The 21,882-nt window shown below is 50.2% G+C and carries 16 protein-coding genes; 6 read left to right on the forward strand and 10 right to left on the reverse strand.

The window, feature by feature from the left end; translation table 11 throughout:
* Positions 1-15: 15 nt before the first annotated feature.
* The 3 genes from AC2215_RS22225 to gpmI form a co-directional block, all read right to left on the reverse strand.
* Positions 16-978 carry a hypothetical protein gene (locus tag AC2215_RS22225; RefSeq protein WP_486812202.1) on the reverse strand — a complete coding sequence of 321 codons (963 nt, stop codon included), beginning with the start codon at positions 976-978 and terminating at the stop codon, positions 16-18.
* Positions 966-1,196 carry a preprotein translocase subunit SecG gene (secG, locus tag AC2215_RS22230; RefSeq protein ID WP_486812203.1) on the reverse strand — a complete coding sequence of 77 codons (231 nt, stop codon included), beginning with the start codon at positions 1,194-1,196 and terminating at the stop codon, positions 966-968. Before secG ends, AC2215_RS22225 begins: the two co-directional genes overlap by 13 nt.
* A 127-nt stretch (positions 1,197-1,323) precedes the next feature.
* Positions 1,324-2,922: a 2,3-bisphosphoglycerate-independent phosphoglycerate mutase gene (gene gpmI / locus AC2215_RS22235; protein ID WP_486812204.1), complete on the reverse strand. Its 1,599-nt coding sequence runs from the start codon at positions 2,920-2,922 to the stop codon at positions 1,324-1,326.
* A 349-nt stretch (positions 2,923-3,271) separates the two neighbouring features.
* Here gpmI and thyX point away from each other — a divergent pair, with 349 nt between their 5' ends.
* On the forward strand, positions 3,272-3,991 hold the full coding sequence (gene thyX / locus AC2215_RS22240; RefSeq protein ID WP_486812205.1) for an FAD-dependent thymidylate synthase: 720 nt from the start codon (positions 3,272-3,274) through the stop codon (positions 3,989-3,991).
* A 133-nt stretch (positions 3,992-4,124) separates the two neighbouring features.
* Here the strand turns inward: thyX and dcd are convergent, their stop codons facing one another.
* Complete coding sequence (gene dcd / locus AC2215_RS22245; protein ID WP_486812206.1) at positions 4,125-4,709, reverse strand: dCTP deaminase; 585 nt, start codon at positions 4,707-4,709, stop codon at positions 4,125-4,127.
* Positions 4,710-4,768: 59 nt separating this feature from the next.
* On the opposite strand from dcd, the gene AC2215_RS22250 reads away from it, so the two are divergent.
* Both AC2215_RS22250 and AC2215_RS22255 read left to right on the forward strand, forming a co-directional pair.
* Positions 4,769-5,815, forward strand: coding sequence for a leucine-rich repeat domain-containing protein (locus tag AC2215_RS22250; protein ID WP_486812207.1), 1,047 nt, complete (start codon positions 4,769-4,771; stop codon positions 5,813-5,815).
* 279 nt (positions 5,816-6,094) lie between these two features.
* Positions 6,095-6,811 (forward strand): biliverdin-producing heme oxygenase, encoded by a 717-nt coding sequence (locus AC2215_RS22255; RefSeq protein WP_486812208.1) that lies wholly within the window; start codon positions 6,095-6,097, stop codon positions 6,809-6,811.
* 453 nt (positions 6,812-7,264) lie between these two features.
* Here the strand turns inward: AC2215_RS22255 and AC2215_RS22260 are convergent, their stop codons facing one another.
* Entirely contained in the window at positions 7,265-7,594 is a 330-nt protein-coding gene (locus AC2215_RS22260; protein ID WP_486812209.1) for a low molecular weight protein tyrosine phosphatase family protein, read from the reverse strand.
* 249 nt (positions 7,595-7,843) lie between these two features.
* Between AC2215_RS22260 and AC2215_RS22265 the strand changes: the two genes are divergently transcribed.
* Complete coding sequence (locus AC2215_RS22265) at positions 7,844-8,893, forward strand: hypothetical protein (RefSeq protein WP_486812210.1); 1,050 nt, start codon at positions 7,844-7,846, stop codon at positions 8,891-8,893.
* Between the two features lie 219 nt (positions 8,894-9,112).
* On the opposite strand, the gene AC2215_RS22270 is transcribed toward AC2215_RS22265, so the two are convergent.
* From AC2215_RS22270 to AC2215_RS22280, 3 genes are all read right to left on the reverse strand, one after another.
* Entirely contained in the window at positions 9,113-10,171 is a 1,059-nt protein-coding gene (locus AC2215_RS22270; RefSeq protein WP_486812211.1) for a class I SAM-dependent methyltransferase, read from the reverse strand.
* 156 nt (positions 10,172-10,327) lie between these two features.
* Complete coding sequence (locus tag AC2215_RS22275) at positions 10,328-13,264, reverse strand: PEP/pyruvate-binding domain-containing protein (protein WP_486812212.1); 2,937 nt, start codon at positions 13,262-13,264, stop codon at positions 10,328-10,330.
* Positions 13,265-13,475: 211 nt separating this feature from the next.
* A complete protein-coding gene (locus tag AC2215_RS22280; protein WP_486812213.1) occupies positions 13,476-13,931 on the reverse strand; it encodes an ATP-binding protein in 456 nt (151 codons plus the stop codon).
* Positions 13,932-15,835: 1,904 nt separating this feature from the next.
* Here AC2215_RS22280 and AC2215_RS22285 point away from each other — a divergent pair.
* Entirely contained in the window at positions 15,836-16,765 is a 930-nt protein-coding gene (locus AC2215_RS22285; protein ID WP_486812214.1) for a calcium-binding protein, read from the forward strand.
* 451 nt (positions 16,766-17,216) lie between these two features.
* Positions 17,217-19,946, forward strand: a complete 2,730-nt coding sequence (locus AC2215_RS22290; RefSeq protein ID WP_486812215.1) for a tetratricopeptide repeat protein — start codon at positions 17,217-17,219, stop codon at positions 19,944-19,946.
* A gap of 10 nt (positions 19,947-19,956) precedes the next feature.
* Here AC2215_RS22290 and AC2215_RS22295 read toward each other — a convergent pair whose 3' ends face one another.
* A complete protein-coding gene (locus AC2215_RS22295; RefSeq protein ID WP_486812216.1) occupies positions 19,957-20,961 on the reverse strand; it encodes an SDR family NAD(P)-dependent oxidoreductase in 1,005 nt (334 codons plus the stop codon).
* 102 nt (positions 20,962-21,063) lie between these two features.
* The gene (locus AC2215_RS22300; RefSeq protein WP_486812217.1) at positions 21,064-21,879 is read right to left on the reverse strand and encodes an SDR family oxidoreductase; all 816 of its coding nucleotides are present in this window, start codon (positions 21,877-21,879) and stop codon (positions 21,064-21,066) included.
* Positions 21,880-21,882 lie beyond the last annotated feature (3 nt).

The raw sequence follows: 21,882 nt of genomic DNA on the forward strand, positions 1-21,882 counted from the left end.
TCTAAAATCTAAAATCTAAAATTCGATCGAAACCCACCATCCCAGGCGCGTCGGTTGTTCGTAAATTCGTTTGAGGGTGTTGAGATCGCGCTCGGAAATCGGTGGGGGCGTACGGGTTTGAGAGAAGTAGAGGGCATCGGTTTCTTGGGGGGAGTGACCCCAAATCCCTAAGGCATGACCGAGTTCGTGACGGACGGCCCCGCGCAGGTAGTCTCCGGATTGGGTGGGATTGATAGTAATTTGAAATTGATGGCGGAGCATTGCCCGCGCGTTTTCTGGGTCCGATCGCACGAAGAGTTGATACTCCACGAGGGCCGATCGAGCGCGAAAGTCACCATCGGGCAGGCGTTGGGGGGGCGGACGTTTGCGTTCTATGGTAATGTCGGCGTCTTCTGGGCGATCGACAATTTCGATCGGGAAATAAGCAGCCCAATCCGCAACGGCTTCAGCGACGGTATTTTCCCAAGTTTGCGAGGATGGGGAAGATGGGGCGCGGGCAGTGATGTAAACGCGAACCGGAAACTCCGACCACGCTAAGACTCCGACGGGGGTGGATTCAATCCGATCGAAATAGTCCTCACTGCCGTTTGGAGTTGCTTCCAAGATGGGGGGTAGGGGATGGGCTTGGAGAGGGGCAATTGCGAGGAGTTCGTCGGGCTGTAAGTCTCGAATTGAAACGCGCTCGTGTAACCCGGTCTGTGCTGTGGCGGGAAATATCTCAGCCCCCCCAAAAATCGAGATGGCGATCGCGATCGCCACTCCGAGAATCAGAAGAACGCCAATTCGATCGCGGAATGGATGTGGGAAGTACGCCTGTGGCGATTTCCCAGACCAATCACACCGATCGAAAACATTCTTCAACCGTCGGAATTTGGGAACGTATTTCTCGATCGGAAAAACCAAAAACAGAGACGATCGAAAACCGATCGCCCCAAACAGTTTTCTGGGTTCTGTTGGATGAGATTTTAACCGACCCATCCGGCGCTCAAAATGACCGTAATTCCCATAAAGATGAGAGTCAGCGTCCAGGTAATCCGGTTGAGGGTGACTTCCGCGCTTTTGGTACTGGTGAACAGTTGGGCTTGTCCGCCGATGGCACCAATTCCATCCCCTTTGGGACTGTGGAGCATAATCAAAATAATTAAACCCGTGGCGGAAACAACCCAGAGAATTTGCAGGAGACTAAGAACGGTCATTGGAATTTTAGAGATGAGATTGAAAGGTTAGATGTGAGAGTTGGGCGATATTTGCCGGTCGATCGAATCTGGCGGTTAGATTGGCACGGTGGTCACAGCGGCTATCGCCAGTTCAAAGCCGATCGACCTACAAACGCAGACCCACTGGGGTGCGGTTGGGACGGGCTTCTTCTTTAACGGGAACGATAATCGATTCACCCGTCATTTCCGGTGGCTGGGGAAGCTGCAAAATCTCCAAAATCGTCGGGGCGATATCGGCGAGGCGACTATTGTCGCGCAGTTGCACTTCCGTACCGTAGCCGGGGATTTTCGCGCCTTCCCCTTCTATTAGAATAAATGGAACGGGGTTCGTGGTGTGAGCCGTCCAGGGATTGCCGTTTTCGTCGCGCATATATTCGGCGTTCCCGTGATCGGCGGTGATCAGCGTCGTTCCGCCCACCCGGCTGACGGCTGCGAGCAAGCGACCCAAACAACCATCGACGGTTTCGATCGCCTCGACAGCCGCATCAATGACCCCCGTATGACCCACCATATCGGGGTTCGCGTAGTTAATCACCACCATAGAGTAGATGCCCTTTTCAATGGCTGCCGTTGCCACGTCGGTCACCTTTTCGGCAGACATGGCGGGGGCCTTATCGTAAGTCGCCACCATCGGACTCATCACCAGTTCTCGATCTTCCCCCTCAAAGGGTTCTTCGAGACCGCCATTAAAGAAGTAGGTGACGTGGGCGTATTTTTCCGTTTCGGCGGTGCGAAATTGCTTCAATCCTCGATTGGAGATGACTTCACCGAGAATATTGCTCAAGTTTTGAGGTTCAAAGGCGACCAACACCGGTAAGGTGGGATCGTATTGGGTGAAGGTCACGAAACTCAGAGGGGAGATCCGTTGGCGATCGAATCCCTCAAACACCTCGTCTACAAAAGCATGAGCGAGTTGCCGGGCCCGGTCGGGACGGAAGTTGAAGAAAATCACTCCATCTCCGGGTTCGATCGCACCGGAAGCGATCCGTACCGGTTCGATAAATTCGTCGAATACCTCTTTTTCGTAGGAATCCTTTAAGATTTCTAGGGCCGAGCGCTCGTCGATGTTCTCGTCTTGGGTCATCACATCGTAAGCTTTTTGAACTCGATCCCAGCGGCGATCGCGATCCATTGCGTAGTATCGACCGCTGAGGGTAACGATTTCGCCGACGCCAATGCGCTCGATATAATCTTGTAACTTGCCAATCGCCTGAATTCCATCCGTGGGCTTGGTATCGCGACCGTCGGTGATGGCATGAACGCACACGCGATCGAAACCTCTGGCTTTGGCTAGATCCAGCAATCCAAACAGGTGATTCAGGTGAGAATGCACTCCTCCTTCCGAACACAGACCGATGAAGTGCAGCTTACCTCCGGAGGTCTGGAGTTCCCCGCAGAGTTTATCGATAGCTAGGTTGCCTCGGATCGAGCCATCTTCCACGGCGTCAGAAATGCGCACTAATTCTTGAGGGACGACGCGACCGGCACCAATATTCAAATGTCCGACTTCCGAGTTTCCCATCTGACCCGCAGGCAGACCGACATCCTTCCCGGAGGTTCGCATCAACGTTCTGGGGTAGGTTTCCCAGAGACTATTCATGACCGGCGTTTTGGCAGTCGCAATGGAGTTAGCGTCCGTTTCTTCGCGGTAGCCCCAGCCGTCCAGAATCACCAATACCACTGGAGAAACAGATGATGACCTCATACTCTCGCTCTATCTCGTTCTGTCGTTTCACGGTCATCATACCATTGCCCTTTCCATTCTTTGGGCAGGGGATATCGAGTCTAAGTTGGAATGTCAGTTCTTTTTGGAGGAGATCGCTCAACTTAAACGTCAAAAATTCCTTGAAAATGGGCGTTTTTTGTTTTAATTACATTTTTGGGATCGAAAATAGACACTAAGCATTTGTATCTAGTTTTCGGTCAATTCTGTTTTTTTTTTCATATTATCTTAATATTTTTTCGGGGCATCTTTACCAGTTTCGATCGATTCTCATCTGCAAAACTTCGATCAAATGGTAGTATCGATCGGTTGTCTCGGTACAGAGTTTTTCATGGATCGATTTCGAGTGGAAACGATCGCCCAAACCCCCAACCCCCAACAAACCATCTATCTTGCTCTGCATCAAGATTACAGCGAGGATTTCGTGTTCGATGGTCGCGACTCTTGTCCGACGGAAACCGAATGCGGCGAAATCGCGGTTCAGCGCCTGCTACTGGGGGGACGAGGTCATTACGGACCCCTCGAACACCCGCAAATCGTGTTCAACTGCGGCTATTTTCCCCACAGCGTCATGCAACAGGCAAGAACCCATCGCATCGCCTCCTTCGACGTTCAATCCCTACGGTACACGGGGAAGCGATTTCTGGATCTGGTTGAGGGGAAGCGAGACATCGAGGAAGTGTTTTATTTGCGACCGGTGGGAGATTATGAAGATCGTCAGGGTAAGAAGTATCATTACTCGCAAGCCCAACGGGACGCCGATTTAGCCTGGTGCTTGGAGGCGGCCAAGCGATACCGCCTCGATCTCAAAGCGGGAATGTCCGAGGAACACGCGCGGGGTAAACTGCCCTTCGACTACCGACAGCATTTTATCGTCAGCTTTAATTTGCGATCGCTGATGCACTTCCTCGATTTGAGAAATAAGAAAAACGCCCAACTTGAAATTCAAAAATTGTGCGATTTGATGTGGGTTCATTTTGAAAAATGGACGCCGGAAATTGCCCAGTGGTATGCAAAAAATCGCTTAGGTAAAGCTAAACTTTCACCTTAAGATTAGCTTTCAGCCGTCAGCATTCAGCCGTCAGTTCTAAACTAGCCTAAATCGCTTAATTTTTTACTAACTTGGGTTAAAAAACGATGAATGGGTGAGAGTTGAATGCTGACCTTAATATGACTCAATGCTTTTAAACTTTCGCTAAAGTAACCACTTCTGACTGGTCTTGATATTTCCCGCGTCGCGTTTCGTAGCTAATTTCGCAGGGATCGCCTTCAAAGAAGAGGAGTTGTACGACCCCTTCATTCGCATAGATTCTTGCGTCGGCGGGGGAGGAATTTGAAAATTCGAGGGTGAGATGTCCGCGCCACGATGCTTCGGCGGGGGAGAGATTGGCAATAATTCCGCAACGACAGTAAGTGCTTTTGCCAATGCACAAAATGGTAATATTCTCGGGAACATTTAGATGTTCGAGGGCGACTCCTAAACCGTAGCTATGACCGGGGAGAATGAAGTATTCTCCATCTTCGTCGCGATGTAACTCGGCGAGTTCTAAGTTATCTGGGTTAAACCGTTTGGGATTGACGATCGAGCCGGGAATGTGGCGAAATGTCCGGAAATCTTTGGGAGAGAGACGAATGTCGTAACCAAAGGAACTCAAACCGTAGGAGATGACTTGCAAATTGTCAACTTGACGGATTAAACTCGGCTCGAAAGGAGAAATCATTCCTTGTTTGGCTCGCTCGCTAATCCATTTATCGTTTTTAATGGTCACAGCTCGTTTATAACACTCGATTTAAAGACAAATCAGATCGTATAACATTACCATTAACGATGGTGTTAAAAAATTTGTTCGTGCGGCATCAATTTCAAACTAGCGCGATCGCCCTGTGCGCGGTGTTTGCTCCCCTGTTGACTCCATTCTCAAGTGGCCGCGTTGCCATCGCCTCATTGCCGAGTTTCGGTCAGTGGTGCGCCGATACGGGTTTGAGTCCGGAGGCGCGACATACCGTCGAGATGCTACTGGAGGTGGCCCAAACGGAAGATTGCGGCCAGGCGAGTGAAATCTTGAGCGAATTGACCGATATCAATCTCAGCGCTAAAGAAATTGTCGATCTCCAACCGCTGACGTCTCTGGGAAGTCTCGCACGTCTCGATTTGAGTATCAATCAAATTTCCGATGTTAGTCCCCTGGCCTCTTTAAGCAATCTCGAACAACTCTATTTGAGTAAAAATCAAATTTCCGATATCAGTCCTCTGGTGGGGCTAAATTTGCTTAAGCTTAATGTCGATCGAAATCAAATTACCGAAATTTCCCACCTGGCCCAGATAAAGAGTTTGAGGGATCTTTCTTTTCGCGATAATCAAGTTGAAAATATCGATTCGATCGCCAAACTGGAAAACTTATATACCCTCTTTGCCGATATCAATCAGATTTCCGATATTTCGCCGCTGGCTGCCCTCAAAAATCTGAGTGGTGCCGATTTGAGCGACAATCAAATTGCCGATATTTCGCCATTGAGTTCGATGCCCCAACTCGAATGGATTGTTTTGCGTAACAATCAAATTTCTGAAATCGAACCCCTAACCTCTTTGACGGGTTTGGTGGAACTCGATTTAAGTGGCAATCAAATTGCGACGGTGGATGCGATCGCGACTCTTGGAAATATGAGCGAACTCTTTTTAGATAACAATCAAATTTCCGATGTTTCGCCGCTTTCAGAGTTAACAAGGCTGAGCGCTTTGTTTATCCGGAACAATCAAATTCGCGATATTAGTTCTTTAGAAACGCTAACTCGTTTATCTCGACTTTCCGTGAGTGAAAACCCCATTACCGAACCCGTTTGTCCCGTGCAACCGGAACGAGTTTGTCAGTTTTAAGTACGGTTGAAGTACTTCGTTTTGTCTCGGCGTCAGGTGGCGATCGCCCTCAAAGACTTTGGGGGTGGCTGTTCGGGTCACCCAATTTCTCGATGTTCTTTCCCCATGTGCCGTAAATCCGGTGCTGGAAACCCCCGGGCTTCGGACACTTCAGAATTCTTAACAGAAATTCTCATCAGATCGGTTTATGCTTACCAATCAGGTGGTTTTTCAGATTTTCTGTAATTATCGATACGCTCTGTAAAATCTTCAGCAACAGTTCAGCAATCGTTATTTAGCATGAGTATTAATCTAGCAACAAAATTGCGTGAGGGAACGAAAACCTCTCACTCGATGGCAGAAAATGTTGGTTTTGTCAAGTGTTTTCTAAAAGGTGTTGTTGAGAAAGCCTCTTATCGGAAATTAGTGGCCAATCTCTACTTCGTCTACTCCGCGATCGAAGAAGAGATGCAGCAACTGCGCAACCATCCGATCGTCTCGAAGATTTACTTCCCCGAGTTGGATCGCAAAGCCAGTTTAGAGCGCGATTTAACTTACTACTACGGTCTCGATTGGCGCGAGAAGATCGCCCCTTCCCCCGCCGCACAAGAATACGTCCAGCGGATTCGGGATATCTCTGCGAATAACCCCGAACTGCTCGCCGCTCACTCCTACACCCGCTACCTGGGAGATCTCTCCGGCGGACAAATCCTCAAAGGCATTGCTCAACGGGGAATGAACCTCACCGATGGCAACGGTACGGCGTTCTACGAGTTTGAGACGATTTCCGACGAGAAAGCCTTCAAAACCAAATACCGTCAATCCTTAGATGAGTTTCCCGTGGATGAAGCGACCGCCGATCGCATCGTCGATGAAGCCAACCATGCTTTTGGTTTGAACATGAAACTGTTCCAAGAACTCGAAGGCAACTTGGTCAAAGCCATCGGTCGGATGTTGTTCAATACCCTCACCCGCCGTCGCACTCGGGGTAGTACGGAACTGGCAACTGCTGAATAAGTTTGGCGTTGTCGTCGGGTTCTCGAACCGAGTTGTTCTGTGCATCTGTAAAGTCAAATAAAGTGCGATCGCCCAATAAGTATTGCTCGTTCGATATTCGCTGAGTATTACCTGTTGAGTCTCGCTCGTTGAGTTGGGATTATTTCCCTGTATTTGCCCCTCGCAGGTAAATATGGTGAAAGAATCCCAACTATTGTTTGGAGGTACAGATTCAGTAACCAGAGATATAGCGCTACGCAAATGTGTTAGGACATCTACAAAATCTACAAGCTATAAATAGCAAGGTTTTGACTGATGGCTGAATGCTTACTGCGATAACATCAGTTTTGGTTGTCGCACTTCGTCATCAGTTTATTTACACCATCAAAGACATCGATTTTTTCCATTCCCCATTCCCCGTTCCCCATTCCCCGTTCCCCAACCTCACCAGATACTTATTATCCAAAACTGACATTAGAGATAGGGTTCGAGTTTTTCTTGCAAGAGTTGGATGAGTTCGGGATCCATGTATCGATATCGATCGCTAATATGTAAACAAATCGGGTTTTTCCCCCGTAGTGCCTCGGGAAACTTGCGCCGCAGACTTTCGGCATGGCGTTTTTCCATCACGAAAATGCGATCGGCCCAACCGAGCAATCCGGCAGTGACGCGCACTCTCGACCCCTTTTGAGTTCCCGCCGATTTCGCCGCGTAATCGGGTAAATCATCGAACAACCGTTCCGCCGTCGGACTCCGCCACTGGTTGCGACTACAAATAAAGAGGAGTTTGACTGGTGGATTCATCGGAACGAGACCTCTACGCAGAATTAAAAATGCGTCTTGAAAAGTTGAACGGGATTCAAACCGACACCGCTCGCGATGCACGCAAAATTTAAAATGCAAAATGCCCAGTCTACATAGCTTTCCCCCATCGAGAGCGGGTCATTGATTTTTGCCGTGCTGTACTCGGGGCGAAAATAGCGCTCGAAACGTGAATGCTAGATTGGATTTAGACTAGGACGTCGATGGGAATGGGGCGAGCGATCGCATCTCATGTTAACCGATTCGAGTGCCCGCCATCCCGAAGGGCGATCGCGCAAATCTAAATTTCCATCGCAAGGCTCGATCGTCCGCACATCCTCCACCAGTTACTTTTCCGATCTACAGATTCCTAAACAACACCCAATGTATAATTACACCGCCTACGGTCTGGGGATTCGCTCGGACTTCAAACTGCCGGGATTAATGGTCGCCCAGAGTGCCGGAAAAAGTGCTGCGGACGCTGTTATCCGACGGGGTGAGGTCGATTCTACCCCATCCCTAACTCAGGTCTCAGAAGACTTGTTAGTGCGCGTCAATCCCACAGAAGTCTGTTACGGCAGCCCCAATTTGGGTGCCGTTTCGGTGCGTGATGGTCGAGAAATTATTGTCGATGCTCGCCCAGATATTCAAGAGCAGGCTTTAAGTCAGTTTATCGTCGGGTTACCCCTACCGATGCTGTTGCACCAACGCAAGTTACTGGTTCTCCACGCCAGTGCGGTTTCGATTGGGGGAAGTGCGATCGCCTTTTTGGGGAAATCCGGTCAGGGAAAATCCACCACAGCCGCAACGTTACACCAGCGCAACCATCCCCTGGTGACCGATGACGCTTTGGTCATCGAGCTAGATGACATAGATGACACATCAGATGCCGTCGTCTTCCCCAGCTATCCGCAACTGCGACTCTGGCCGCAATCGGTGACCTCGTTGGGGGAAACTCCCGAAAATTTGCCGACGGTTTTCCCAGATACAGATAAGCGAGCGCGTTCCGTTGAGGGTGGATTTTGCGATCGGTCTTTACCCCTGAAGCGAATTTATGTTTTAAATGTGGGAGATCGGACTGCGATCGAACCCCTCGAACCCACCGAAGCCTTTCAAGCTGTGATGGGGCAATCCTATCCCAATACGGAAATCTCAAAAGCGATGGGATTGGCCCAGGAAAAGTTCCGGCAGTGTATCGAACTGATTCGTCGCGTGGGTGTGTATCGGTTAACTCGAACCCAAGATTTATCAGCACTGTCGGAATTGGCAAAGGCGATCGAGGATGATGTAGCGGCTGTGTAGTATGGTAACCGCAATCACCCATCGTTCCGGTGATTGCGAGCTTCGGGGGCAAGAGAGAGCATCCGATCTCGAATGGTTTTGAACTTTTGGGTGGATTTGACCTGGGGGAGTCGGGAACGCGGGGGACAAGAAGATCGTTGCAACTGACCCATTGTCCATTCACTCTCCCTGTGCCCCCGAAGCTCCCTTCGCTCCCAAAGCTCCGAATCCGAACTCGACTTAATCGGGTTTGCGGGCAATCCAGTATTTACTCGCGAAGTGGTTTTCCGTGCGAATATCGGTAAACCCGGCACGTTCGAGGCGATCGCTCAAATCGTCAGTGATATAGTGACGGTAGTAGGGTTCGTGGAACATACGATCGAAGTTTTCCATCATCGGCTTCAGTTTCGGAGAGTCGATGCTCTGGATAGAATCGCAAATGACAAAAACACCACCGGGTTGGGTGACGCGATAGCACTGGTCGATGACGTTTTGGCGAGCCTCGGGGGGTAACTCGTGGAAGGTAAACACGCAAGTTACGCCATGGAAATAGTTATCGAGGTAGGGTAAATCCTCAGCATTGGCTTGGCACAACTGGGGGAGTTCTCCAGGTAACTGAGACAGGAGTTGATTGGCCTTGCGCAGGTATGCCGGCGACAAATCGGTACCAAATAGCGAGGCTTGCGGTAACATGGCGCGAATCAGGCGCAGGGTGCGTCCAGTTCCGGTAGCAACATCCAAAACGCGAAGCTGCCGGGGAGAAATACCCTCGAATGCGGCTAAACCTTGCTTGAGGGGAGGGAGAATGCGACGGCGCATGGCATCGGTTGCGCCACTAAAGAGGATATCGACCTGTAAATCGTAGAGATTGGCGGAAAAATCGCTCAGATAGCCGTCGGTTTGATGGTGAAAGTTTTGGACGTAGTAGCTGGGGTAGCCCTCGGTTTCGATCTTGTCGGAAAATTGCTGATATTGCTTGTCAGTGGAGCGTTTCCAGACTTGGGGTAAATCGAACCAAACACTGGGGTAGTAACGCAAGAAATCATCCCAAGGATTGTCGAAGAGCGCACTGGTGGGATAGATTCCCCGTTCGGCATCGTCCCAGTCGAGTTCCAGTAGCTTCTCCAATTTCTGTTGCATTTCGAGTAAGATTTCGGGAGGAAGCCCTTTGGAACGCTTGTTGACTTCGGGGGCAAAAACCTCTGCGAATCGGTTACTGGCCATTTTATGAGCCACGCTAAAGTAGCTTTTACCCTGTTGGAAGGTTTGATAGGCCAATTTAGTAAGCGTATCTGTCATGAGATGTATGTATGATGGGGGTGAGAGCCGATCGAGCTGGCGCGATTGCTCGATCGATCGTTGAATGAATATTAATTAATGTAACGCAGACGATCGACTGCGAAAAGGGGTAACGAGAGCAGAGGAGGCAGCAGTCGAACCCCGCGTCCTCCCCATCTATCCCTCTAGAATCGTCACGATTCCTCGGGTACCATCGAGCTGTACTTGCTGTCCGTCCCGCAATCGACGGGTAGCTCCATCGATATCGATCGCGACTGGAATACCATATTCTCGGGCGACGATCGCACCGTGGGAAAGTTGTCCCCCGGTTTGCGCGATCAGACCGCCAGCTCTAGCAAAGAGGTGCGTCAAACTGGGATCGAGATAGGGGAGAACCCAAATCGTGTCTCGATCGATTCGGGTAATCGATTGCCAACCGCGCAGCACTTGCACCCGTCCCCGAGCAAATCCCGGACTTACTCCAATTCCTGGTACAGTCGTCGTCAGGTTGTTTGTGCGCTCGTCACTCCAAATTACCGTCGGAGTCGCATTGCCATAGATAACATCGGGCACGGTGGCAAGCTGGCAATCTTGTTGAAATTGCGATCGGCGTCCGGCAATAAGCTGGGGCACCAAACGCCTCAAAGCAATATTTTCTCGGGTCATCAGACCGCGGACTTCATAAATGGTTAGAAAAAAAATATCTCCCGGTCTGGCGAGCAAACCTTCAGCTAACCAATATCGTTCTAAGGTGAGAAAATTCCAGCGCAATTGGGCGAATAACTGATGGTAAAGCTTGCGTTCTTTGCTATGAATGTTGATGAGTTTTTGGACTTGTTCTGCTCGCCATCGCTTCGGTGCCATGGGTTTGATTGGGGGCTTTCTTGGGATGGGGAAATTCCAAACCAACTGGGCAAATAATTCGCGAGCTTCGTGAGGGTTTTCTTGCCAAGTCGGCTTGGCTAAATCGATACCGGATTCGTTCCAATAGCCATAGAGAGCGAGCAATCGATCGAATTCTTCTAAAAGATTCCGTCCTTCGTCATTTTCTGAAAGTCCGGCAAACAGCGCGGGGAGATCGCATTCTCCATCAAGTGGTGTATTGAGATCGAGGTCTGGAAGTAGATGTCGCGTAGCAATCGCCAGTTGCAAGATTGCCGCCTTCACCTGCATGTCTGGCATTCGCCTCCGATCGAGTTCTCGGTCTTGAATCCCGAGGCGTTTTTGCCACTTTTGAATGCTGAGAGTAATAAAAAGATGATGACGATAAACTATTTTAAAGCGACTTAAAATATTATCTATATCTTCTTCAATCTCAGAAATCGATCGCAGATCGCCATCCAACCCTCGAAAATCAGGGGGTTGAGATTTCTCGAGCGATCGCCCCAAGACTTTTTTAGAGATTTGAGTAAAGCTATCGTATAAATCGACTCGATATTTTAACCAGTTAAACTCAATCGATAGTTGTCTGATGAGATTGATGATTTGAAAAAAAGGGCGAGATTTTCGAGCTCGAAAATTTCCTGGAGTGTTTTTTGGTCTCCCACCAAGTTGTTGGACGATAAATGCATTAAAATAGACGCGAGAATCGTGCAAACAGGCAATTTCATTAAAGTTAAATTCAGCAGCACGATCGCCCACAAACAGCGAGCTAACCTGCTCCCATGCCTCCACCAAGAGGGGACGATGAACGGACCAGGATAGAGGATGAAGCGTTCCTCGAAACCATTCGAGAGCCATGTCTTGCGTCCAAATGGGTCGCAAGGTAGAAATCGGATAGCACTGCAACACCCACAATCTCCGACCGTCGTAACTCCATTCAATGCTTTGGGGAATCTGTTGGTAGCGCACTTCGAGATGGCGAACTAACCAAGCCACTTGGCGCAATAAGGCCGGTGGTACATCCCCAGCCGACCCCTGGATTTCGGCTTCCATTTCTAATGGAGGAGGGTCGCACATTCCCGGTACGACAGTACTGGTTCGATCGTCGAGAGTTTTGAGAGACGTTTCGATCGCCTCTGGGGGAACGAACACTCGATATCGTTCTGGCGTCACTTCCCCGGAGGTCACTCGTCGCAGTTCTCCCGGTTGCGTTTCCACGATCGCCGCATCCCCATGACGTTGGATGGGATCGCGGCTGAACGCCACCCCCGAGAAAACCTCCCGGACTTGTTCGAGTACGAGAACCGCCATGGCATCTTCTTCGATTTCCAGTTCTTGGCGGTACTCGATCGCACTGGGGCGATCGTAGGATGCCAGGCATTGAGAAATCCCGGCTTCGAGGGCCTCTCGGCTGGTAATTCCCGCGATGGTCGAATATTGTCCCGCAGCAGATGCGTATTCGAGATCGTGACCCAAAGGAGATGCACGCACCATCGAGGGGTTGTCTTGGGACGGGTTTAACGCATCGAGCAGCGGTTCCGGGTCATCTCCCGGTCGCAGAACCCAGCCTGGGGGGACGGGATACCCCCAGCGTTTCAGTTGGGATAGGGTGGCGGCATTTTGCCCCACTCGATCGACCTTGAGGGGTTGTTCCAACGAGACGAGGGATTTATCCGGTCGAAAGAAACCGAACAAGGTGCTCGAATTGACGGGTTCGTCTTCGGGGGGAAGCTGATGATACAACCACAAAAGCAAACCACTTAAGGTGGCCGCTGCCATCCCTCGCGCGCCGTCGCCGTGCAGTAGCCACACCATAACAGGGAATAAAATGAGAATTCCCAACCGTCCTTGCTGGCGTTCGCGCAAGATCGTCAGACCGATCGTACCGACGATAAAGACCAGTGCGGCGACCAGCCAATCGTGAACGACGATCGCGCCGACAACGCCCATGGTGTTGACCCGCCGACGTCCCCAGTAGTTGCCCATCACCAGCGACATCGCTGCGATAATTTCCCACTCCGGTTGGGTGGGGAAAAACTGCCGGGCCAGTAAAACCGCGATCGCCCCTCGAGAGGCTTCGAGGGCAATTTCCACAACCGGCAAGCATCGTTGGGAGGTCTCGGGGTCGAGGAATGCCAAAATTTTCTTCACCCACCGCACGACGGGTAGGGCACCCAACATCGGACAGAGGATAAAAACGAGTAACGAACCAAAAACTTGTGTCAGTGTCATCCTGGGCCCAAACCTGCGGGACTGACGAACTGCTTTATAGATTATCGGTTTTTGGGGGGTTCGAGAAAGATTGCCTTAGATTGCTTTGACATCTTGGAGTCGGAACCGATCTCTATCGCAACCACCAGACGAATTAGGACATTCGTGAAGGTGGGCTTCGCAAGGGGCGACGCGAGCTATAGCGACGACGATACGTCGGTACGAAGGGGTATTAGACGGCTAAATCCCGATCGCGAGACGACTCAAACCGATTTCGATGTCGATGCACGATGAGAATATTGCGATTTCTACCGCGATCGCGTTCGTATTTCAACTCGTCGACCCCCCACAGCGCTAGATGGACTCCCCATCCTCCCACTTGGCGTTCCCCCAGGGGCAGATCTCGCTCGACGCAATCGGTTTTTTCGGTGGGATCGTATGCCACTCCCGTATCTTCGATCGATAGTCTCAAAGCATCTTCATCAATGTTCGCATGCACAGAAATGTGACCTTGCCGTTGAGCTTCCATATAGCCGTGGGTAATGATATTGGTGACAATTTCATCGACGGCTAAACGAAGTTTATAAGTTGCTTTTGGATTCAACCCGGCTGTTTCTGAGACCTGAAGAACATATTGGGCAATGTCCTTTAAAGAAGCGAGCTGGCTAAATACCGTTAGAGATTCCATAGGTCGCTATTCTTCGCATCTACACGTTTGCGCTCTCACATTGCACCCTGATGACTCTCTATCTTTCGGTTTGATGACAATCGAGTCATGAATTTGCCCTCGGCACCCATCGCATTTTTTTCGCTTCGTTTTCGATCGCGAATTCTTGCCTGGCTATTGAGAATCCAGTCGTTTATTGAAGGAGTTTACGGGGTTGCCGTCATCCGCTTGCCTCGATCGGCTGCGGTTGCTATAAAATCTTACCGGACAAAAAACATCAATTCATTTCCAAATACAGACACAATCATCGCGATCGTACAAAAGAGCTCGGTCTGTCCGATCCAAAAATCGATCGAGCTTTTTTGGTCAACTCAATTCCCTGAAGAAGTTAGATGGTAGATGCATTGAGCGGTTCTATCTGGGGAGAGCCAAAGAGACGTTCTCTCCAGTTCGGATTCAGCTCGAGCTGAACTCGAGGAACAATTGACTCGTCTATTTATTCGTACGATTTTCTGAAAGTAGGTTTTGAACGATTGGGATGCTTGTTAGCAAGACGCGAAGGGGTTGAATCGCGCTCTTTCCCATGATGCTCTGGAGTGCCCACTGTCAAAAACATGGATATTGAGTTTGCGATCGCACTCGAGTTGTTTGAGGCTGACAGACTTGGACTTTACTTCTTATTAAACCACAACATTTTAGAGTATTAAATTTTAACTCATATCATCGGTTAATATTTTATATTTTTTAGAGATATATTTCAATAGATATATTTTTTAAATCACTTTTTTTATTGAATTCAAAAAAACAATTTATCCAACAAACTACATTCCAAATGTATTAATTTATAAGATTTTGCACCGATCTTAAATTCTAAAAAACTGTTGACAAGCCTGTGGTCATGGAGGTGACGATCGGGGTGAAGAGTCTCCCTCGAGAGATCCAAATTTACGATCGACCTGGAAGGAAAGGGTTAAAGGTTAAGAGGCAATGGGAGAAGAAAGTCATGGCTGAACCATAGAAACGATCTGAATTTTTGATTTCGACTAGATGTTTATTGCCTCTGGGATGGAGACCGTTGCAATGGAATCGACCGGAATCTCATAAATTCCGGGTTTTCGACCCAATATTGCCGTCTTGACAACGCCGACGCTGACTTTAACCATTGGTAACCGGTTAAGCTTGTATGCCACTGGTCAAAGGGAACGGAGAATCAGGCATGGCAACAGTACGCGGGTTGGGTGGTTTCGGAGGTGGAGTTTCAGTCTGCGATCGGCCAAAGTCTAGATCGAGACAAGGATCGGGTCGACTCAATCTGGGACCAGACAAACCAGAAACTTCCTTAACCTTTCACCCATATCTGAGGGTCGCAAAAGCGATTACAGCCACCGTTCATCAGTGGGTCAGGCTGTTTTAACGTGAAGCGTAGATTGAGCAGAAGACGGGTAATACCCACAAGACTTGACGTCCAGGCTGATTCGGGTCAGTTGGGGGTCGCTCAGATTTGAGAGTGACCCGAGACGAGATGGGTTAATGTGTCTGAACCGGCACCGGTGCTAAATCTCTACGGGTGGTGACTGGGACATTCATTTCCCGTTCCTTACCCTCACCGGAAACTGTCCGATATCGAACTCAGGTTATCTGTAGTATTAAAGATAAATTATAGATTTTTTTTCGTGCAATCTCGCCCTTCTTTCGGTAAACTACTCCTTAAGTTAAAAAACTCATTTGTCTATTCAATTTCCAACGAGTCAGGGTTGTGTATCCTTTGATACATGTAACGGCTTGTTGATGGTAATAGCATTGGCTTTCGCAAGTGAAAGCCGATTGAGTCAATATATATAAAAAAGTTCGACTTTTCTTGCGAGATCGTCACAACTTTGAGGGCGATCGGTTAGAATAAAACCTTTTACGAGGAGTGCGTCAACATGTCTCAAGTTTTAGACCCAACTACACCGGTCAGTTCGACACCTAACCCGGAAGGCGGTTTGGATATTCAAGGTTCCCAGGGGATCGACAACCGACTGAATGGAAGTGCAAGTGACGATCTGATCTCGACAGCGACACTAGAAGAAGTGCTTGCGGGAGTAGCTGCTGGAACGCTACCTGGTGCTTTGGGCACGAATGATGTCATCGATGCTGGAGAAGGCGACGATCTCGTCTTCGGACTCGGTGGCAATGATTCTATCCTGGGTAGCCAAGGTAACGACCTGATTTTGAGCAACCAAGGAGACGACACCGTTGATGGCGGAGAGGGCAGTGATTCTCTCTTTGCCGGTCAAGGAGACGATGTCATTGATGGTGGTGAGGATAACGATCTAATTTCTGGCGATTTGGGTAACGATATCGTTTCCGGTGGTAGCGGCGACGATGTCATATATGGGGGTGAAGGAAATGACAACCTGGCTGGTGGCGAAGGTAACGATCTGATATTGGGCGGTCAAGGCGATGATTTTATCAGCGGAGACGCGGGTAATGACGTGATGGCCGGCGATCGCGGAGACGATACCCTCACTGGTGGTGAAGGGTCCGATCGATTTGTCTTCGGCGGTGTCTTCAATGCAACCGTCGTCGAACTCGGTGTCGATTCGATTACCGATTTCAGCGTCGGCGAAGATAAAATTTCCTTGAGTCAATTTACCTTTACCGAGATCGGCGACTCGCTGACCGCCGCGGAATTCTCGACAACCACTGCATTTGATAGCAATGCGGATGGGGCGAGTGCGGCCAAAATTATCTACGATTCCACAACGGGTTTAATTTACTACAACCCCACAGAAACCGTAGGAGATGAGGTGGCTTTCGCTCAAGTCGATCCGAATTTGGCACTGGATACGGATAGTTTTGAAGTGTTTTAACTGCAGCAAGTTGTTGCTGTTGATGCATCGGGCAATCCAAGTGGGTTTGCCCGTCTTGTTTTGGAGCCTCGGAGTTCGAGGGAGTTGGGTGATGTAACGTCAGTTTTGCGACCGCGACGTCGACGGGATGCCGACTCTGGGTGAGATTCGGGCGGTTGGCAAGCCTCTTGATGAGCGAAGCGATCGCACTGGCTACATCTGTTTGCTGGGGAGCAAAGTACTTCATCCCTATTCCCCGTTCTCCCTTCCCTCTTCTGAACTCCGAACTCCGAACTCCGAATTCCGAATTCCCCTTTGGCTGTGCAAATCTATTCGACATAGGCGCGAAAATAAAAAATCCGATCGATATCTATGGTTCAGTCATGAATTTCTTCCCCCTTTCCCCCTTAACCCTTAACCCTTTTCCACCAGAGGTCTATTTGAGATCCTGACCGCTATTGTGAAAATTGATGTGAGTGGATTCCTTCAAGAGGCTCGATCGCATTTGAGTCGGGGCGAGTCGGCACGGGCAGTTGAGTTGTGTCGGCAAGTGTTGCGGCAGTTGCCGAATTCGGGGGCGGCGTACCAGGTTTTGGGAATGGCACTCGAAGCGGATGGAGATGCCGATGGGGCGATGTTTGCCTACGGGCAAGCGGTGCAGCTTCAGCCGGAGTTGGGAGGATCGTGGGCGTATTTGGGACAGCTGTGCGACGATCGCCAGTGGTGGGATGAAGCAACCCGGTATTACCGGCAGGCATTGCGGTTGCAGCCGGAGTGGGGCGCGCTGCGGGAGAATTTGGCGCGGGTATTGGAAGAAGGGGGAGATTTGGCGGGGGCCGCCGAGTTGTATCGTCAGGGAGTCGATCGAAAACCCCAGGATGCGGTATCTCGCTACAACTTGGGGGTGGTTCTGGCACGGCAAAATCGGTCCGATGAGGCGATCGAGTGTTACGAAGGGGCGATCGCGTTGCGTGCGGGTTATTTGCGAGCGTATAGCAATTTGGGCTGTTTGTGGGTGGGGCGAGAGGAACCGGAACGGGCGATCGCACTCTACGAACGGGGGATTGCGGGGGGGTCGGATTCGGCGACGAATGAGGATCGATCGGCGCTTTACAATAACTTAGGTCAGGCTTGGATGACCCTGGGGAAGCAGCAGGAACGGCAACGCACTCGGGCACGGGCGAAAGCGATCGAATGTTACGAGCAAGCGATCGCCCTCCAGGACGATCGGGTGTTGGCTCACTATAATTTGGGCAAGGTTTGGCAGCAGCAACGGCAGTACGATCGGGCGATCGCCTGTTTCGATCGAGTCATTGCCCTCGATGGCGAGCATCTGGGGGCTTACAGCGATGCGGGAATGGTGCTGATGGCGCGGGGAAGGCTAGAAGAGGCGATGGTGTATTTCCATCGGGCACTGCGGTACGAGAGAGAATTTGTCGAGGCGTATTGTCGGTTGCATCGCCCGTTAAATCGCTCATTACATCCCCAGGAAGGGGAGACAGCACTCGAGCTGGCCCAAGAGGCGTGCGTGCGGTTTTTACAGGGGTTGCTGCAACAGCCCGATGCACCGGAAGTTTTGGAGTATTTGGCCGATACCTACACGCATCTGGGGAAGGTGCTGTGGGAGTACGGGGGATTCGATCGCGCGGGGGATTACTTTCAACGGGCGCTACAAATTCGCGATCGGATTTCGGTCTATCTAGCGCTGGGACGCTGTTTGCTGCGGCAGAAGCGAGTTGATGCGGCACTGGCGGTTTACCATTTAGCCCTGGGGAAATGCGAGGAGGTGGGCGATCGAGTTGCGGTGTGGCGCGCGTTGGGGCAATTGCACGAAGGGCGCGGAGATTGGCAGCGGGCGAGCGATTATTACGAGCGGGTTTTGGGGGGATTGGAGACGGATACTCGGGTATTGCCGGAGTTGTTGGTTTCGGAGGAAGCCTCGAACAACGAACCTGCGACTTTGCCCGATCGCATTTATGCCACGATTTGGGATTGGGTTGCGACGACAAGGGTTGAGGGGTGCGATTACCAGCAGGTTAGTGGTGAGCATTCTGCGGTTCAACCCCCGTTTTCTCCGGCATCTTCTGAGTCTTCTGGAGATTGCGGCGGGCTGACGTGCGGGATGTGTTTGCGGCGGTTGTGCGAGGCGTTTTCCCCGGTTCATTTGGGGTTGGGAGTGTATCGGTGCGAACCGCCGGAGGTGTTGCCGGTGGATGTGCCGCCTCAGTTTGTGGTGACGATTCCCGAGGGGCGGGCTTGGATCGTGCCGCAACGCAATGACTGGCTGGTGTGCAAGGCGATCGCGATCGTCACGCCAGATGGGGGATTGTTGGGAGATGTGTCGCGGGATTTCCCTTGGTATTTACCGGGTTGCCAAAATCGCGATATTGCTAGCCATCAGATATTTGAGGTGGAGGGTTTGCCCCCGGAGGAATACATCGATGGGACGGTGGCAGTGCTGTCGAGTTTGTCGGGGCATATCTACTATCATTGGACGATCGACCTGTTGCCGCGCATCGAGATTTTACGGCAGGGGGGTATCGATTTGGATGCCATCGATGGGTTTTTGGTTAATAATTTGCGGCATCGGTTTCAACGAGAAATGCTGCAACAGCTGGGAATTCCCGAAGCCAAAATTATCGAGAGCGATCGCCATCCTCACGTTCGAGCTAAACGTTTAATCGTCCCCTCTTTTCCCGGACATTTGGATTGGATTCCCCCCTCCACGATCGAGTTTTTGCGGCGAGAATTTTTGCCTCTCGCGAAACAGTACGGGAAATCGCCGGAACGGATTTACATTAGTCGATCGAATGCCAAACATCGCCGGGTGCTAAATGAGGAGGCGGTGGTGGAATTGCTCAGTTCTTTTGGGTTTGTGTCGGTGTGTTTGGAGGAAGTATCGTTGGGGGAGCAGGTAGCTTTGTTCGCTGGGGCAAAGGTAATTATTTCTGCGCACGGTAGCGCTTGGACGAATGCCGTTTTTTGTTCGCCTGAAACTATCATTATTGAACTTTTCTCTCCTAATTATATCCGACCCGATTATTGGATGGTCAGTTCTTATTTAAGACTGAAACATTTCTACATTATTTGCGATAGTTTGTCTTGTTATCCCCTGCGGCAACTGATGTATCAAAATCCATTAACAGAGGATATTTGGGTGAATTTAGATTCGCTGAAGAAAGCCATGGATAATTTAATTTAAAGTCGTATCATCAGGCGTTGAACCGTGCGTTTTGGCCCTGCGAGATGTCAAAAACTTCTCCAGTAATCATCGCCGTAGCTTGACCACAAAACATCTTGACTACTCGTGCAATATCAACAGGTTCGTAAGCTCCCATGGGTAAAGGATGGTAGCTTGCTTCGGCTGCTGCTTCCACAGCATCAAAGTTTGGATTTTCTGGGGACACAGCGTTGAGCATATAATCGTTGTCCGCCAGTTTTGTCCGCACCCATCCTGGGCACACCACATTACACGTCACATTATGTTTGGCCATCGCGAGAGCCGTGCTCTTAGCAAAACCAATTAATCCCCATTTCGTCGAGGCATAGACTGAAAAGTTCTCGTTGCCAAGCCGTCCCAAGATCGAGGAAATCATCACGATGCGGCCAGCGTTCTGCCTACGCACGATCGGTAGTGCTGCCTGAGTGGTTTTGACGGCTCCAGTGAGGTTGATATCGATGACCGTTTGGACCTCTTCGTCAGGAAACTCATCGAGCACGCCAACTTGTGTGACACCCGCATTGACGACTAGTATGTCCAGACGACCGAATTCTCTAACTGTACGTGCAACACTCTCTTTCAGCTTCACGCTGTCGCGAACATCGCCTTTAATCGCGATGCATTTGACGCCAAGGGCTTCGATATTCGATTTTGCCGTTGCCAAGTTTTGCTCGGTTGCCAGTGGATAGTTGACGGTATCGATATTGCCTGCGATGTCGTAGAGAACAATATTTGCACCTGCTTTGGCGAGTTCTTCGGCACAGGCATAGCCGATGCCTCGAGCTCCGCCTGTTATAAAAGCGCACTGACCAGTAAACTCACCACTTCGTTCTGGTGATACTTGTGTGGTCACGTTTGCAGTAGTGTTCTGCGCGGTGGCAGGTGCGCCAAAAACAGCAGCAGTAGTAGCGGCTGCTACCCCAATGGCACCAGTCGAGAGCAGTTTGCGACGGGTTGGATTTGAAGGCGCAGAAGAATGGTGTCGATCGCGAGACATAATTAATTCTCCGTTGTATGTATTATCGACTTTCTGAAAAGCTGATAATTTTGTCTAAACTTCAGTTAGGTGATTAATGCAGAAAAGGATACGTGCTGAAACTTACAGCCCTATCTGTTTTTTCATATTGCCGATAAAGAATTCATCGTCCTGGGCTTTGCGGTTATCCAGCAATTCGACAGCATCGCTGCCAGCCCGATAGCGCAGTGTACTGGTACCGTCGGTCACGGCAGTCCAAATCACCTTTGCCACGACACTGGGATCGGATGCTCTTTCACCCACGCTATTCAAGTGGGCGAAGAGCTTTTGCACGGTATCCTGGTATTCTTCTATCGTTTCGTCATTGACAACATCAAAAGAACGACCGCCAAAATCTGTGCGAATCATGCCGGGCTCGACAATCTTTACCTTTACGCCAAAGGGTTCTAGCTCATAATGCAACGCTTCGGAAAGACCCTCGACCGCAAATTTGGTGCCGTGATAGAGCGTACCTAGGGGAAACGTCATCTGCCCACCAATTGAGCTGACGTTCACAATAGTCCCAGCCTTGTTTGCGCGGAAATGGGGCAGAATAGCTTTTGTAGTTTCCAGGAGGCCAATCACGTTGGTGTTAAACTGGCGGCGGATGTTCTCCATTGGGAAGGCTTCAAGGGGACCATAGGCACCATATCCTGCATTATTCACAAGTACGTCGATGCGTCCGAATTTCTGGATATCCTCGGCCACGGACGCATTGATTGAGCTGCTGTCAGTCACGTCCAAACGAGTAATCAGAATGTTGTCTAGCTGAGTCAACTCTTCTTCCTTTCCCGGTGTGCGCATGGTGGCGATTACGTTCCAGCCTTTAGCCTGGAAGAACTTTGCCGTTTCCTTACCGATACCGCTGGAGGCTCCAGTAATTAAAATTGTCTTGCTCATGTT

The organism is Zarconia sp. (assembly GCF_057467645.1).

Coding starts and splice junctions, on each gene's coding strand:
- AC2215_RS22225 (WP_486812202.1), bottom strand. CDS start 978: ATGGGTCGGTTAAAATCTCATCCAACAGAACCCAGAAAACTGTTTGGG.
- secG (WP_486812203.1), bottom strand. CDS start 1,196: ATGACCGTTCTTAGTCTCCTGCAAATTCTCTGGGTTGTTTCCGCCACG.
- gpmI (WP_486812204.1), bottom strand. CDS start 2,922: ATGAGGTCATCATCTGTTTCTCCAGTGGTATTGGTGATTCTGGACGGC.
- thyX (WP_486812205.1), top strand. CDS start 3,272: ATGGATCGATTTCGAGTGGAAACGATCGCCCAAACCCCCAACCCCCAA.
- AC2215_RS22250 (WP_486812207.1), top strand. CDS start 4,769: ATGGTGTTAAAAAATTTGTTCGTGCGGCATCAATTTCAAACTAGCGCG.
- AC2215_RS22255 (WP_486812208.1), top strand. CDS start 6,095: ATGAGTATTAATCTAGCAACAAAATTGCGTGAGGGAACGAAAACCTCT.
- AC2215_RS22260 (WP_486812209.1), bottom strand. CDS start 7,594: ATGAATCCACCAGTCAAACTCCTCTTTATTTGTAGTCGCAACCAGTGG.
- AC2215_RS22265 (WP_486812210.1), top strand. CDS start 7,844: ATGTTAACCGATTCGAGTGCCCGCCATCCCGAAGGGCGATCGCGCAAA.
- AC2215_RS22270 (WP_486812211.1), bottom strand. CDS start 10,171: ATGACAGATACGCTTACTAAATTGGCCTATCAAACCTTCCAACAGGGT.
- AC2215_RS22275 (WP_486812212.1), bottom strand. CDS start 13,264: ATGACACTGACACAAGTTTTTGGTTCGTTACTCGTTTTTATCCTCTGT.
- AC2215_RS22280 (WP_486812213.1), bottom strand. CDS start 13,931: ATGGAATCTCTAACGGTATTTAGCCAGCTCGCTTCTTTAAAGGACATT.
- AC2215_RS22285 (WP_486812214.1), top strand. CDS start 15,836: ATGTCTCAAGTTTTAGACCCAACTACACCGGTCAGTTCGACACCTAAC.
- AC2215_RS22295 (WP_486812216.1), bottom strand. CDS start 20,961: ATGTCTCGCGATCGACACCATTCTTCTGCGCCTTCAAATCCAACCCGT.
- AC2215_RS22300 (WP_486812217.1), bottom strand. CDS start 21,879: ATGAGCAAGACAATTTTAATTACTGGAGCCTCCAGCGGTATCGGTAAG.